General features: G+C 48.7%; 13 protein-coding genes. 6 read left to right on the top strand and 7 right to left on the bottom strand.

Features of this window, described 5'->3' with window-relative positions:
• The first annotated feature begins 50 nt into the window (after positions 1–50).
• Genes RQP18_RS04025 through RQP18_RS04010 form a run of 4 tightly spaced genes read left to right on the top strand, consistent with a single transcriptional unit; the run spans position 51 to position 3,238 of the window.
• On the top strand, positions 51–1,415 hold the full coding sequence (locus RQP18_RS04025; RefSeq protein WP_342388877.1) for a sigma-54 interaction domain-containing protein: 1,365 nt from the start codon (positions 51–53) through the stop codon (positions 1,413–1,415).
• A gap of 51 nt (positions 1,416–1,466) precedes the next feature.
• Positions 1,467–1,742 (top strand): (2Fe-2S)-binding protein, encoded by a 276-nt coding sequence (locus tag RQP18_RS04020; RefSeq protein ID WP_342388876.1) that lies wholly within the window; start codon positions 1,467–1,469, stop codon positions 1,740–1,742.
• Complete coding sequence (locus RQP18_RS04015; RefSeq protein WP_342388875.1) at positions 1,735–2,067, top strand: (2Fe-2S)-binding protein; 333 nt, start codon at positions 1,735–1,737, stop codon at positions 2,065–2,067. Before RQP18_RS04020 ends, RQP18_RS04015 begins: the two co-directional genes overlap by 8 nt.
• Positions 2,060–3,238 carry an NAD(P)/FAD-dependent oxidoreductase gene (locus tag RQP18_RS04010; RefSeq protein ID WP_342388874.1) on the top strand — a complete coding sequence of 393 codons (1,179 nt, stop codon included), beginning with the start codon at positions 2,060–2,062 and terminating at the stop codon, positions 3,236–3,238. The genes RQP18_RS04015 and RQP18_RS04010 overlap by 8 nt, the downstream gene beginning before the upstream one ends.
• 121 nt (positions 3,239–3,359) lie before the next feature.
• Here the strand turns inward: RQP18_RS04010 and RQP18_RS04005 are convergent, their stop codons facing one another.
• From RQP18_RS04005 to gabT, 7 genes are all read right to left on the bottom strand, one after another.
• Positions 3,360–3,560 (bottom strand): hypothetical protein, encoded by a 201-nt coding sequence (locus tag RQP18_RS04005; RefSeq protein ID WP_342388873.1) that lies wholly within the window; start codon positions 3,558–3,560, stop codon positions 3,360–3,362.
• 97 nt (positions 3,561–3,657) lie between these two features.
• A complete protein-coding gene (locus RQP18_RS04000; RefSeq protein WP_342389363.1) occupies positions 3,658–4,914 on the bottom strand; it encodes an ArgE/DapE family deacylase in 1,257 nt (418 codons plus the stop codon).
• Positions 4,915–4,928: 14 nt separating this feature from the next.
• Entirely contained in the window at positions 4,929–6,185 is a 1,257-nt protein-coding gene (locus RQP18_RS03995; protein ID WP_342388872.1) for a M20 family metallo-hydrolase, read from the bottom strand.
• A gap of 17 nt (positions 6,186–6,202) precedes the next feature.
• Positions 6,203–7,798: a sodium:solute symporter family protein gene (locus RQP18_RS03990; RefSeq protein WP_342388871.1), complete on the bottom strand. Its 1,596-nt coding sequence runs from the start codon at positions 7,796–7,798 to the stop codon at positions 6,203–6,205.
• The gene (locus RQP18_RS03985; RefSeq protein WP_342388870.1) at positions 7,798–7,998 is read right to left on the bottom strand and encodes a hypothetical protein; all 201 of its coding nucleotides are present in this window, start codon (positions 7,996–7,998) and stop codon (positions 7,798–7,800) included. Before RQP18_RS03985 ends, RQP18_RS03990 begins: the two co-directional genes overlap by 1 nt.
• A 24-nt stretch (positions 7,999–8,022) precedes the next feature.
• Positions 8,023–9,420 carry an NAD-dependent succinate-semialdehyde dehydrogenase gene (locus RQP18_RS03980; protein WP_342388869.1) on the bottom strand — a complete coding sequence of 466 codons (1,398 nt, stop codon included), beginning with the start codon at positions 9,418–9,420 and terminating at the stop codon, positions 8,023–8,025.
• A gap of 9 nt (positions 9,421–9,429) precedes the next feature.
• Complete coding sequence (gabT, locus tag RQP18_RS03975) at positions 9,430–10,725, bottom strand: 4-aminobutyrate--2-oxoglutarate transaminase (RefSeq protein ID WP_342388868.1); 1,296 nt, start codon at positions 10,723–10,725, stop codon at positions 9,430–9,432.
• 127 nt (positions 10,726–10,852) lie between these two features.
• On the opposite strand from gabT, the gene RQP18_RS03970 reads away from it, so the two are divergent.
• The gene (locus tag RQP18_RS03970; protein ID WP_342388867.1) at positions 10,853–12,265 is read left to right on the top strand and encodes a PLP-dependent aminotransferase family protein; all 1,413 of its coding nucleotides are present in this window, start codon (positions 10,853–10,855) and stop codon (positions 12,263–12,265) included.
• Between the two features lie 145 nt (positions 12,266–12,410).
• Positions 12,411–13,982, top strand: a complete 1,572-nt coding sequence (locus tag RQP18_RS03965; protein ID WP_342388866.1) for a hypothetical protein — start codon at positions 12,411–12,413, stop codon at positions 13,980–13,982.
• Positions 13,983–14,042: the final 60 nt, after the last annotated feature.

Here is a 14,042-nt window from a genome sequence, read left to right as displayed (position 1 = left end):
TGTAAAGAATCATATAATTAGTTAAATATTCTGACAGAGGAGTGTAGGCAGTGTTTGAAAAATTTCTGATTGAAGAGTTGATCAATTTCCATAACCACTCATTCACCATCATCGATAAGGAAGAAAGGATTATACATTTCAGTAAACGTGCCGAAGAAATATTCGATCTTGCACAAAAGGATGTAATTGGACGCCCGATTACGGAAGTCTTCCAAAAGGATAAGCTCGTTATGCTGAAATCGTTGAGGGAGAATAGGACCATTGAAAAAAAGATGCACTTGGCTACGCCAAACGTATACGTAAACATAAAATCGATTCCCATCATCATCGAGGGTAAAGTGGAAGGCGCAATTGTTTCTGAAGTGAACGTCACGGAAGAGGTCAAGCAGAAAGAGGAAATAAAGAAACTTCAAGGGCAGGTCCAGACACTGTCAACAAATGTACGACAGCTGAATAACGATGAGAGCTTCAGGGGCATAATCTATAAAAGTTCAGCAATCGAAAGTGTCAAAGCCCAGATACAGAAAGCCGCCAACACACAGGCCAACATATTGATTACAGGTGAAACAGGAGTTGGAAAAGAGTTATTTGCACGATCCATTCATAATTTGAGCAATAAGGATAAGGAATTCATACCAATCAATTGCGGAGCCATCCCGGGTCATCTTTTCGAATCAGAATTGTTCGGTTACGAAAAAGGTGCCTTTACAGGAGCAAATCGTCAGGGGAATAAAGGAAAAATTGAACTCGCTCAAGGGGGAACACTGTTCCTCGATGAAATCGGTGAAATGCCGATAGATATGCAGGTGAAATTTCTGAGGGTGCTTCAGGAGAAGCAGTATTTTAAATTGGGAGGAACCAAAGAGATGAACGCAGACTTCAGGCTCGTTTCTGCTACCAACAAAAAGATATCGGACCTGCTCAGTGGCGGCGACTTCAGATCTGACCTACTCTATCGGATCAACGTCGTCAACATTCACATACCCCCTCTCAGAAAACGTCCGGATGATATCGAATCACTATTCTTCTACTATCTATACAGCATCTCTGAAAAATATGGCATCGAAATGCGATATGCAGACCAGGAACTACTTCAACGTATGAAGACCTATCATTGGCCAGGCAATGTTAGGGAGCTTATCAATGTCGTCGAACGGCTGGTCATCTTCTCCAATGACACAAAGCTGAATGGGGGAATCTTCACCCAATATCTTGAAGAAGTTGGCGAAGAAGCCCCCATCCTCTATCCACAATTGCCACAGGAGGAGGTCAGACTAAAGGATTTTATCGACCAGACTGAGGCGGATTATTTAAGGCGTACACTTGAAAAGCACAATAACATTGACCAGGCCTCAAAAGTTCTCGGCATCAGCCGTCCGACACTATATGCGAAGATCAAAAAATACCAGCTGTAGCTGGCATGAATATTTCTTAGATTCTTCATACGTAGAAAAGGGGGAATGGAAATGAAAAAACAAGAAGATTTTATCATTTGCCGCTGTGAAAATATTTATATGTCTGAAATAGATGAAATACTAAGACAAGGTGCTGATAATGCGCGGGAATTGAAGCTTAAATCGAGGGCTGGCATGGGCTTTTGCGCATCCAGGACGTGTGGACCATTTATAGAAGCACTGACCCAGGACCATGAAGAGGCACCAACTTATATCAATTTAAAGGCCCAGCCTCCAATCCGTACAGTTTCCATTGAAGATTTCATTAAGGAGGACGCCCATGACTAGACGCATCATTCATCATAAGATCCTCGGTTCTATGGAGACTGAACTGGTCCCATTTTTTTGGAATGGCCGGGAACTGCATGGACACAGGGGGGAAAGCATCTCCGCCGCCCTGCTTGCCAACGACATCCGGACTCTCCGTAACCATGAGAAGGACGGCAGGCCAAGAGGGTTATATTGCAATATCGGCCATTGTTCGGAATGCCGGGTGACAATCAATGGGAGGAGAAATCAACGCGCATGCCTCAATACGCTGGATGAGAACATGAGAATAGAAGCGCAGGATGCTCTCTCCCATCTAACGGAAAGGGGTAGGGCAGATGCTTGATACAATCATCGTTGGAGCAGGCCCTGCCGGTCTCAGCGCAGCCAATGTCCTGAAGGATACACAAAATGTAATGGTCATCGATGAATATTTTCAAGGAGGCGGCAGGCTCCTTGGACAGTTGTATGAAGAAGGCAAAGGAGAATGGTGGAACGGCTTGGAAATCGCAGAACAGATGCTGAGGGATATTGAGGACAACGTTCAGCTGAAGTTCAACACATCGGTCATCAATATTGAGAAAGACGCACACTTCACCATCTACACCACAGACGGTATTTTCATATCCCATAACCTGATTGTTGCCACCGGAGCACGGGAGAAGTCCACACCACTGCCGGGATGGGATCTCCCTGGCGTAATGACGGTCGGCGCAGCTCAGGTACTGACCAATTTTCAGCGTGTAAGTCCGGGAGAGTACGGCGTCATCATCGGTATCAACCCCTTATCCATGGTCATCGGTCTTGAACTTGGGTATGCCGATATACCAATTAAAAAAATATGTATGCCTCCCTGTAATACCATCAACAATCAGAAACCGCACCAGGCACTTGAAACACTGGTGTCACTTGGTGGGCTTGCCCCTTCAAAAGTGATTTCATATGGCAGCCGTACCTTAGATCGCCTTCCTAAAATCCAAAAAGGCATTCTTAAACTCTTTCCAAAGCGTGGGGTCAAAGCCATGGGGTTGCCCCTTTCCATTAAAGAACAGGTGATACGCATCAATGGGAGAGACAAGGTGGAATCCGTCACCGTACAGAAAACGAATAATGAAGGCAAACCTATTGAAGGTACTGAAAAAGAAATACTTTGTGACTTCGTCTGTATATCCGATGGACTTGCTCCATTGAGTGAAATATGTTCTCTTTTGAATATGAAACATGTATACATCGAATCTCTTGGCGGGTATGTTCCGCTTCACAGCAGATATATGGAAACTGAAATAGAAAACTTGTTTGTCGCCGGCAACATCACCGGGATTGAGAATGCAAAAATTGCCATACTGCAGGGAAAACTTGCAGCTTTACAGATCCAGGATGACAGCGATGGTTCCGAAGCGGTTCTCAGAAAAATCAATGATGAAAGACAAAATGCAAAGGTACGCTTCCATTCAGGTCTTACATCGGGTAAAGAGAGGATGGAGAGTCTATGGCTTGAATATCTTCATTCTTCATAATAGAGAAGTACAGCTCCCAAAGACCTGTTAGAAATACAGGTATTGGGGAGTAATCTAATATATAATTTAGGATTTAGAATGAATACCAAAAAAGCACAGTCGATACGGACTGTGCTTTCTTCTATAATAAATTTATCACTACCGATATGAGATAGCTGACGAGGCCAGCCGCAATCAGTACAGCTGTATTGATCCAGTAGCCCCTTGAACTGTATTCAACCACACCCAATTTCCCGAGCATCGCCGTTATCGAGGCAAAAGCAAAGGCGATTGCCCCGATGCCGAACATGATGAAGGAGATGGTGATGAAAAATCCTGCCAAAATGAATCACCTGTTTTCAAATAATATTACCTGTAGTTTATCATATCATGGCACAGGAAAACGGATAATGGGTATCCACTATCCGTTGTTCGTAATTCTAATCCTTCCTGCTATTGCACCAGTCCATCATAAAATAGGCGATGGCTTTTGTAGTGTCCTTCAGGCTTTCAAGATCCATATATTCATTTGGGGCATGCATGTCTCCACCGGTTGGGCCGTAGCATGTTACCGGGATGCCGAACTCATCAAAGGCTCTGACGTCAGTGGTAGCGGTAAAGGAAAGGTTCTCTACATCACTTCCTTTTACCCGCCTGTGGCTTGCAGCCATTGTTTCATACAGCTCGCTCCCAGTGTCCATCTCGAATCCATGGGCGTTGAACCCGAAGAATTCTATTTCCGGCGGATTCTCTCTGAGCCATTCATCTTCTTCGCTCGCCTTGAGCAGCCAACTTTTGACTTCTTTTTGTATATCCTTCGGATCTGTGCCCGGATAGCAGCCGACACGTGCCTCGAAGACGCATTCGACCGGCACGCTCGACGTCCAGTCCCCACCCTTCATCTTTCCGACATTCACATTCAGTGGATGCGGGTGGCTTTTGAAAGCCGGGTGCTTTTCCTGGCCGTTGATATGTTCCCTGTAGCCTTCAAGAGCTTCTATCACCTTGTATGCCTTCATGACTGCATTCTGTGCCTGCTCCGCTCTTTCCACATGGGCGCCGGCACCTTTGACCGTAACCCTGAGGTAGATTACACCCACCTGGGAAGTGAGTATCCTGTGCTGGGTCGGTTCGGGTATGAGTGCCCCATCGGCTGTATAGCCCGCTTCCAGGAGTGCCAGTGCACCATTGCCGGTGACCTCCTCCTCTATCACGGTCTGGATCTGGACATCGCCCCCCAAGGAGACTCCGGCGGCCTCAAGGGCCTTCAGCGCAAAGATATTGGCTGCCAGACCACCCTTCATATCCAGCACACCGCGTCCGTACATTCTGCCGTCCTTTATCCGCGGGGTATATGCATGACCCTCCCAGTGGCTTTCCGGACCGGCATCCACCACATCGATATGCGCCTGGAGAATCAGGCTTTTCCCATCGCCTTCACTCTTACGCGTACCGACGACTACCGGCCGATCCTTGTATCCCCATTCCGGCTGTCCGTAGTTTCTGTATTTTGAAACCTTGTCGGTATCGACATCAAAGGAGTCGGTCTGCAATCCCATGTCCTTCAAATATTCTTCAATGAAAAGCTGTACTTCCCTTTCATTGCCCAACGTGCTGTCGTAGGAAGCCACCGTCTTTAAAAACAGCAGCTCCTCGTTCCATAAGCTATCGATTGCCTTCTCTACAGATTCATTAATTTCAAGATTGATGGTTACCCCTCCTGATCGAATGCTATTTCGTCCCTGTCAGCCAGTTCCCTGACGACTTCGAAAAGTAAAGTGCCGCACTTCTCCAGATATGCGTCCAGAGTAAGTTCTGCAATATCGTGGCTGATGCCGCCGACGCTCGGTGCGAATATCATCGCTGTTGGCGCAATGTCGTTGATGTACCGGGCATCATGTCCTGCCCCGCTCACTATATCAAGCGTGCTGTAGCCGAGACTCTCACTTTTACTCGAAATGACCTCCAGAACATCACTGTTGAAATGGGTGACTGGAGAAGTCCAGGTGTGATCAACGTCGATGTCGACATTTTTCAGGGATGCGATCGCCCCTACCCTTTCTTCCAGCAGCCTTATGAATCCATTTCTTTCTTCATCGTCCTCAGAACGGACGTCGATTGAGAAATTCACCGTTTCTGGAATGACATTGACAGCGCCCGGTGAGGCACTGATTTTGCCGATTGTCATGAGTACGGACTCTTCCAGCGCCAATTCCTCAAGATCGCTGATGAGCCGGGCAGCAGCCATCATGGGATCTTTCCTCAGGTGCATCGGAGTCGATCCTGCGTGGTTGGATTTGCCCTGAACGGTCACCTCGAACCAACTGACCCCCTGGATGCCTCTGACAATACCGATATCCCGGCCTTCCTTTTCCAGTCTCGGTCCCTGTTCGATATGGACCTCCACAAAGGAATGGATATCCTTGATGCGGTTCTCTTCTGTACCCCTGTAGCCGATCCTTCCAAGTTCCTCGCCAAATTCAAGCCCTTCAGCGTCCTTTCTCGAATGGACGAATTCCTTGGTGAACTCTCCTGCGAGCAGTCCGGAGGCCATCATCGGCGGTTCAAAGCGGGCGCCTTCTTCATTCGTGAAATTCACGATTTCAATCGGCCGCCGTGTTTCGATGTTGTAATCATTCATCGTCCGGATCGCTTCCAGGGCCATCAATACACCGATGACCCCATCATAGCGGCCGCCATAGGGCTGCGTATCGAGGTGGGACCCGATGAGGACCGGGGGAAGGTCTTCCTTCCCGGCTCTTCTGCCATACATGGTTCCGACGTCATCGATCCGCACTTCAAGCCCCGCTTCTTCCATCCATTTTCTGAACAGATCACGCATCTCTTTGTCTTTATCAGAGAGTGCCAGTCTATACAATCCTGTATCTTTGACTCTGCCGATTTCCGAACTTGCCTCCATGGTCTCCCTGAAGCGTTTGAAATCAATTTTTGCGTTTTCCACACTCATTTAAAGTTCCACCTTTTTTAATTGAATCCCAGCATGAAGAACAGATATCCCCAGACGCCTATGGTTATTATCGTCATTATGATTGCTATTGCATATATCTGCTTGTATTGCCTTTTGATCTGCGCCAGACCATCCGGCCTTTTCATGAATTCATTTAGCGTAATTTTTGCCATGCTCGTTGATTTCATCGTATCATAATATCTCAGTTCATATTCGTTCGGCTTCGTAAGGAATGCGGCGACAATCAATGCGCCGACAGAAATCACCAGTGAAATCATCAGTGCGTCAATGCCTTCCGGTACCGGGAGCCAGTTGAAGCGAATGGCTTCGCCCACAAGTACGAAGGCCGTGACCCCAAGGATCATGCTGGCCAGGGCCGCCTTGGAGTTCATCCTTCTCCATTCGAATGAGGCAACGATCGTCGGCAACCAGCCGACTGCGAAGATCGATCCGGCATAGATGGAAATCCAATAGATGGCTGAAGGTCTGATGATGGTGATGATACAGACGACGATACCAACGATTATCTGGCCGATCCTCGCTGCGCCCAGGCTTTCTTTCGTATTCAATTTCTTATCAAACAGTCTTTCGTACAAGTCCCTGGAAAGGGCGAATCCGACGAGTACAAAGAGCGTGGATGCCGTGGACATGATCGAGGCCATCAATGCGGCAAGTCCGATGCCGGCAATCGCAGGTGGCGTATAGTCAAGGAACCCGATGACCATCGCGTAGTCCGGATCTGAGATGTTCGGATCCAGTACCCTGACGGCAGCTGCAGCAAGGAATACTGTAATCTGCATGAACGGTGCAAAAAATATGCCGATGATGGCCACTTTCAGGATGACAAAGTCATTCTTGGCCGGGAATATCCGTGAAACCAGTGCAGGGATACATGTAAAGAAGAGTATCCATACAAGGAACTGGGAGATTGACCAGCCGATATGCCTGTCTTCTGTACCGGCAATAGACCAGTAGCCCGGCAATGTTTCAGCCAGATTCTTCATCTGGTCGAATCCTGCCTGACCGATAAGTATAGGTGCAATCACGACGGAAATCATGAGCATTGTGAAGAACATCATTGTATCTGTAACCACGATGCCGTACATACCGCCGACTGCTGTAAACACGAGCATGGCAATCGTGAAGATGATGACGATGATCCTGTAGTCGACCCCTGTCACTTCACTCAGGACAATGCCTGCACCGATGAACTGGATGACACCGTAGCCGATCAGCCCAACAATCATGATGATGATCGCAACGACACTCACCCATTTATTATTGAAGCGCTTGTCGAAGAAATCCGGCATCGTCGAGCATCCATACGCCTTCATCTTTCTGCCGACGTATACGACGGCGAGCAGCGTGCCGACCCATGCCCCGAATGAGCCGAGGGCCGATATGACGAGCGGTCCTTCAGTATAGGACTGTCCCGCGATTCCGAGAAGGGTGGTCGCACTCAGGTAGGTTGCGGCAAGCGTACCCACGATCAGCACGGTCGAGCCCCTTCCACCCATGGTATAGAAATCGTCTTCCGTTTTTATGACTTTCACAAGGGCCAAGCCAACGCCAACGTACAAAGCAAGAACTCCGATCATTATGCCTACTGCCATCAGCGCACACCCTCTTTCTGTTCTGGATCATTGGTGATTGTCTCGTTCGCCCGGTTATTATTCTGTGCGTTCCTCTGTTTGTTCTCCTCTTCCTGAATCACAGGCAGATACTGCTTTTTGAGAATGCCTATGACAACCACACACGAGATGATGGTTACAAGTGTGGCATTAAAGAAGAGGATCAATACATCAATATTCATTTATCCTGTCCCCTTTTGCATGCTTTATTTCTGGATATGGTTCCCGATGGATATATATTTCGTCTCGAGGTATCCTTCAATCCCTTCGATGCCGCCTTCCCGGCCGAGACCGCTTTCCTTCATGCCGCCAAATGGTGCATGTGCCGCCGAAGGTGCGCCATCATTCCAGCCGATCACCCCAAATTCAAGGTTTTCATGAAGGTACTTGCCCAGCCGGTAGTCATTCGTAAAGAAGTATGCAGCCAGACCATACGGCGTCCCATTCGCTATCTCTATCGCCCTGTCGATACTGTTGAAAGTCGTTATGGGAATCACTGGACCGAACGTCTCCTCCTGCATTATGAGCATATCCTCACTGACATTCGACAGCACTGTCGGCTCAATGAAATATGTCTGTTTTTCCGGGTCGGTGTCGAATGCATTGCCACAGACGACAGTTGCCCCCTTCGATTCCGCCTCACGAATCTGGTTATAAATTTTATTATACCCTTCTTCGTTGATTACCGGACCAATATCCGTATCCGCCTCGAGTCCATTGCCCATTTTCAGGGCCGCCACCTTCTCCCTCAGTTTCTCTGTGAAGGCCGCTTCGATGCTTTCATGCACAATGACCCGGTTTGGACATATGCATGTCTGCCCGGCATTCCTGAATTTGGCGGCGAGGGTCTGATCGACCGCAAAATCGAGGTCGGCATCCGCGTTGACGATCAGGGGCGCATGTCCACCCAGTTCCATGGATACATGCTTCACCGTATTGGCACTGGCCTGTATGAGCTTCTTGCCCACTTCAGTGGAACCGGTAAAGCTGATCTTCCTCACCAGTTCACTACCGGTGAACAGATGGCCGATTTCATGCCCATATCCATTGATATACTGGAATACATCCTCCGGGATGCCCGCTTCAAGAGCCAGTTCTACCAGCTTCACCGTAGTCAACGGCGTCTCTTCAGCCGGCTTGGCAATGAATGTACAGCCAGCAGCAAGTGCCGGCGCCGCCTTACGGGTGATCATCGCTGCCGGAAAGTTCCACGGGGCGATGCCGATGGCCAGCCCTACAGGCTGCTTGGCAATGAGGATCTCCTTGTTCGCGGAATTGGCAGGGATGGTTCTCCCGTAGATCCTTTTCGCCTCTTCTGCATACCAGTCGATGTAGCTCTTCGCATAGGCAACTTCCCCTATTGATTCCCTGATCGGCTTTCCGCTTTCACTGGTGATTATATTGGCAAGCGCTTCCTTATTGTCTTCAACAAGCCGGGACCATTCCTTCAACAGCCGGGATTTCTCATGGGCGTCCAGCCGCTTCCAGTCGGATTGGGCAGCGTGCCCCCTTCTGATCTTCTCCAGCACTTCATTCTCCGAATCGGTCTTCAGTACTTCAATCACTTCTCCCGTAGCGGGATTGCTAACTTCCATCATTGCCATGTGCCTCCTTCAGGCTTCAAGTGCTTTCTCCAGAATATCCAGACCGGCGTCCAGTTCTTCATCTGTAATTACAAGCGGTGCCAGGAAACGGACGACGTTTCCGCTGACGCCCGCAGTCAACAGGAGCAGGCCATTATCATTTGCATACTTGGCGATCCGTCCCGTCTTCTGCTTGTCAGGCGTGTTTCTGCTTCCCTCTTCTATGATTTCCATCGCCACCATGGACCCCATTCTTCTTATGTCGCCGATGAAAGCGTGCTGCTCCCTGAATGCCTTCATCTTTTCTTCCAGTTTCTGTCCCAGCGTTTCAGACCTCTCGAGCAGATCTTCTTCCTCTATCGTCTCTATTACAGCCAGCGCTGCTGCACAGGCCACGGGGTTTCCGGCATAGGTGCCCCCGAGTTCACCCGGACTCGCTGCCTCCATTATTTCCTTCCGCCCCACGACGCCACTCAATGGCAGACCCGCTGCCAATGATTTTGATACCGTGATGAGGTCCGGCACAACATCAAACTGTTCCATCGCAAACATGGTTCCTGTCCGTCCGAATCCTGTCTGTATCTCATCCGCCACAAAAACGATGCCATGTTCCTTGCAGAAGTCACTGACATATTTGACGAACCTTTTCGGGGGGATGATGAAGCCTCCTTCCCCCTGGACCGGCTCCATTATGACACAGGCCACCGTTTCGGGGTCCACGCTTGAGACGAAGAAACTGTCGAATTGCTGGATGATGAAATCAATATACTCTTCTTCACTCATCTGTTCCGGCTTCCTCGAAACGTCAGGAAAAGGTGCCTTATACAGTTCCGAAGCAAAAGGGCCGAACCCATACTTATATGGTTTTACCTTGCTTGTGAGTCCCATGGTCAGGTTCGTCCGCCCGTGGAATCCCCTTTCGAATGAAACGACGGCCTGCCGGCGTGTATATTTCCTTGAGACCTTCACTGCATTCTCCACAGCCTCGGCTCCCGAATTTGCCAGCAGGGCCTGCTTGTCAAACTCACCCGGAGTGATTTTACAGAGTTTTTCTGCAAGGTTGATGTAGCTTTCATACATGATGACATTGAAGCCGGGATGCAGGAACTTGTCCACCTGGGATTTGACCGCTTCCGTCACTTTCGGATGACTGTGCCCAACATTCAGTGTGCCGATGGCACCTGCAAAATCGATCCATCTGTTGCCATCGAGGTCTGTTACAGTCGCCCCTTCTGCATGATCGGCTATATTCAGGTTTCCATTGCCGACTCCTCTGGGGATGAATGCTTCTCTTTTCCTCTGCAGATCCTTAACGATATCACTCATTGCCGTAACTCCTTTCAAAATTGCGAATTTATAGATTATTATCGCAAACACTGATACAATTAAAAGCACCAATTTTTCATTTTTTTAGGTACCAGATGTCCACAGGTACCTCATCAAGGGGGATGTCATGCTCAAACTGAAGATCGATCATGAAAGGAATGCCGGCTTCATCTATAGGCAGGTTTACGAAGGAATCAAGGAAATGATTATGCAGGGCAGGCTCACCCAAGGGTACAGGCTGCCCTCCAAACGGGTTCTGGCAAAGGACCTCGGGGTCAGTACGAACTCTGTTGCGAACGCCTATGAACAGCTGATCGCTGAAGGGTATCTTTACAGCATAGAAAAAAGCGGATATTACGTCGAGGCAATCAATCCATTCAAAATACATGAACAGGCTGTGGACCAGCTGCCCGAAGAGTTGAAGGAGGACGAAACCCTTGAAGAGGACTGGCTATCCTTCACCCACATTACGACGAATGTTGCACTGTTCCCCTTCAAAAAGTGGATTGCTGCAGAAAATCACGCGATAAGGAACTACAGGCATTATATTTCCGGACTCAATCATTTCCAGGGACCATACATTGTGAGGGAATCGATCCGGGATCTCATCGCCGTTACGAGAGGGGTCTCCTGCTTTCCCGAACAGCTCGTGCTGAGTACGGGTACACTCCCCCTGATAAACCAGATTCTCGATATGGCGGAGGAAGGGGCCAGAATCGCCATTGAGGATCCCGGCTACTCCAGGATGTATACACTGTTGAAAAATAAAAACTTCACTGTCATCCCGATCCCTCTTGATGATAAGGGAATCAACATGGAAGTACTGGAAAAAGAAGACCCGGACTATGTCTTCGTCACCCCTTCCCACCAGTTTCCGACCGGCACCATCATGCCGATATCAAGACGGATAGACCTGTTGAACTGGGCCGCCGGGAAGCCCAACAGATTCATATTGGAAGATGACTATGACAGTGAATTCAAGTATACGACGGACAACATCCCCTCCCTGCAAAGTCTGGATAAGAATCAGAAGGTCATATATTGCGGTACATTTTCGAAGACACTGCTCCCAAGCTTCAGGTTCAGCTATGCTGTCCTTCCGATCCCTGTAATAAACCGGTATAAATCACTGTACCGTGAATGGATCCAGGGGAACAACACGCTCCAACTGCTCGCGTTGAAGCATTTCATCGACAAGGGGGACTACAGCAAACATGTACGCAAAATGAACCTCCACCACTTCTCCAACAGGCAGCTGCTCATCAGCAAACTGTATGAATACTTTGGAGAGGATGTGAAAATAAACGACATCCCTGCCGGTCTCCATTTCCTTGCAGAGTTCAGAACAGACAAAAGCTACGAGGAAATAATGAAGAGGGCCGTTGCAGAAAAGATTGAAATCTATGATATGAGGCGGTTCTCCTTCAATTCCCTGGACTATGGCAGCGACTGCAAAAAACTGATACTCGGGTTTGCCAATCTGGATCCGGATCTGATAGAAGAAAGCGTTGCAAGACTGTACAGGGCCGTCGCAAAGTAGTCCGATATGCCTGCTCCATTCCAACACACCCGGATGACTGCTTCACCAATTATTCCCCATTCAATAAGTAAATTCCCGTATATAGGGTAAAATTATATAAATGCGATATGTATATAATATATCTGCGCACGATTGTGAGGTGAAAATGATGAAATATCCATATGCTGCAGCATCCCATGCTGCATTGAAGGCGGGGATGTATGAGCGTGCCCGGGAACTTTTCAAAAAGGGGCTGACCCATCGTCTGGGTGCCGATGAACCGGTCATCAGAATATATCTGAGATTTTCCCAGCATGCATATCTGCACAGCCAGCTGGACCTGCTGGACCTCAAGGAGGAATACAGAAGCTATCTCAGAAGCCTTGTATATCGTCATGAGAAAAACTATCAGGCGGCCTGGGAAATGATAGAATGGATTCCCGACGAGGCACTCATCCCGCTCAAGGTGGGCCTCCTCTGTGATATGAGGAAAAAGGATGAACTGATCGAACTTTCCGATGAGGGTGTGGACATACTTGCACACCTGAAAATTGAACGGAAAGAGGCCCTGATCCGGCACATGATCCGGAATCATGACACAGAGAGGGCGGAACAGATGATCAGCAGGACCGAACCTGACAAGGAGCGGCTGCGTACCCTGTTCGAAACGGAAAGCAGCCATCCGGTCATCAGATACGACTGGGAAACATTCAGGAATGCACATCTCGGCATGAAATCCGACCCGCAGCCGGAGGACTTCTCTTCATTGATGAGTACAATAGAATCTTTGGAGGCCACTCTGCAGGATGCGGCACATGTCCACCTCATCAACCGGTTCCATGACGAATCACAGTATCACCGGATGCTCAACAGGACTTCCGTCGCGCATATGAACAACAAGGCGGATCTGCTCCAATACATCAGTATTGAAGCCCTCTATACGCTCAATTTCAATGCATCACTTCTGGGAACACCATCTTCACAGCTTGATCTGCTGTTCGAATACTATCACAGCGGCAATCGCGGTCAGGCCGTCATCCGGGCCATCCATCAGCTGCTGCCGGAAGCCAAATTGACCGACAGCCATATCCGTTCGATGAGAAAGATGATACTCTATGGCACGCTCGACCTCTACAACGAACGATTGATTCAGATGTTCAGGGAGGATAAGAAGGCCTATACGGTCTTCCAGTATCCTGCCCTCTTCCTCAACACCAGAATAAACAGGGCCGTCGACAACTTCGTCTATTTTCATTTTTCGAGCAAGGTGCGGGAAAAGATTTTCCGCCCCCTTGTAAATGAACTTGTCGAATCGACCGAAAAGACCACTCTGCCACGCTATTTCGTCCACTATCTGGAGCGGACGAGGCACAGAAATTTTTCCAGCATGTGCATCCTCGTCCGCCACACATACCGCAGCGGCGACAAGGCCCAGGTCGAAAAATACATCAGGGAATTGATACCGGATAACCAGTTCAAAATAAGGCTCTATCTGGCGAAATTCCTCTACGGCTTCGGTGAACTCGAGGAGGCCCTGGAAGAGGTCAAGGCGGCCGAAAAGCTTACCGATCAGCATTCGGAACTCTACATGAGCTTCATCAAAATCTACAGGCGGCTGGGAGATTCGGAGAACCTGCTGAAATATATGGGGAAAATGAGGGAACACTATCCGAAGGCGCTGCCGGACCGTGAATACGAAAAGGCAAAGGCAGCGTATGAAAGGCTGAATAGGAATTAGAGGAGTACTTGGAAGAAGCGGACGTCTTTATGCAGACGTCCGCTTCTTCTTTTATCGCTT

This window comes from Salinicoccus sp. Bachu38 (genome assembly GCF_038561955.2).
GTDB classification, from domain to species: Bacteria; Bacillota; Bacilli; order Staphylococcales; family Salinicoccaceae; genus Salinicoccus; species Salinicoccus bachuensis.
This window is presented reverse-complemented; position numbering and strand designations above follow the sequence as displayed.

What these genes read in the sequence shown, in the direction of transcription:
- RQP18_RS04020 (WP_342388876.1), top strand. Translation starts at nt 1,467, where the DNA reads ATGAAAAAACAAGAAGATTTTATCATTTGCCGCTGTGAAAATATTTAT.
- RQP18_RS04015 (WP_342388875.1), top strand. Translation starts at nt 1,735, where the DNA reads ATGACTAGACGCATCATTCATCATAAGATCCTCGGTTCTATGGAGACT.
- RQP18_RS04010 (WP_342388874.1), top strand. Translation starts at nt 2,060, where the DNA reads ATGCTTGATACAATCATCGTTGGAGCAGGCCCTGCCGGTCTCAGCGCA.
- RQP18_RS03995 (WP_342388872.1), bottom strand. Translation starts at nt 6,185, where the DNA reads ATGAGTGTGGAAAACGCAAAAATTGATTTCAAACGCTTCAGGGAGACC.
- RQP18_RS03990 (WP_342388871.1), bottom strand. Translation starts at nt 7,798, where the DNA reads ATGGCAGTAGGCATAATGATCGGAGTTCTTGCTTTGTACGTTGGCGTT.
- RQP18_RS03985 (WP_342388870.1), bottom strand. Translation starts at nt 7,998, where the DNA reads ATGAATATTGATGTATTGATCCTCTTCTTTAATGCCACACTTGTAACC.
- RQP18_RS03980 (WP_342388869.1), bottom strand. Translation starts at nt 9,420, where the DNA reads ATGGCAATGATGGAAGTTAGCAATCCCGCTACGGGAGAAGTGATTGAA.
- gabT (WP_342388868.1), bottom strand. Translation starts at nt 10,725, where the DNA reads ATGAGTGATATCGTTAAGGATCTGCAGAGGAAAAGAGAAGCATTCATC.
- RQP18_RS03970 (WP_342388867.1), top strand. Translation starts at nt 10,853, where the DNA reads ATGCTCAAACTGAAGATCGATCATGAAAGGAATGCCGGCTTCATCTAT.
- RQP18_RS03965 (WP_342388866.1), top strand. Translation starts at nt 12,411, where the DNA reads ATGATGAAATATCCATATGCTGCAGCATCCCATGCTGCATTGAAGGCG.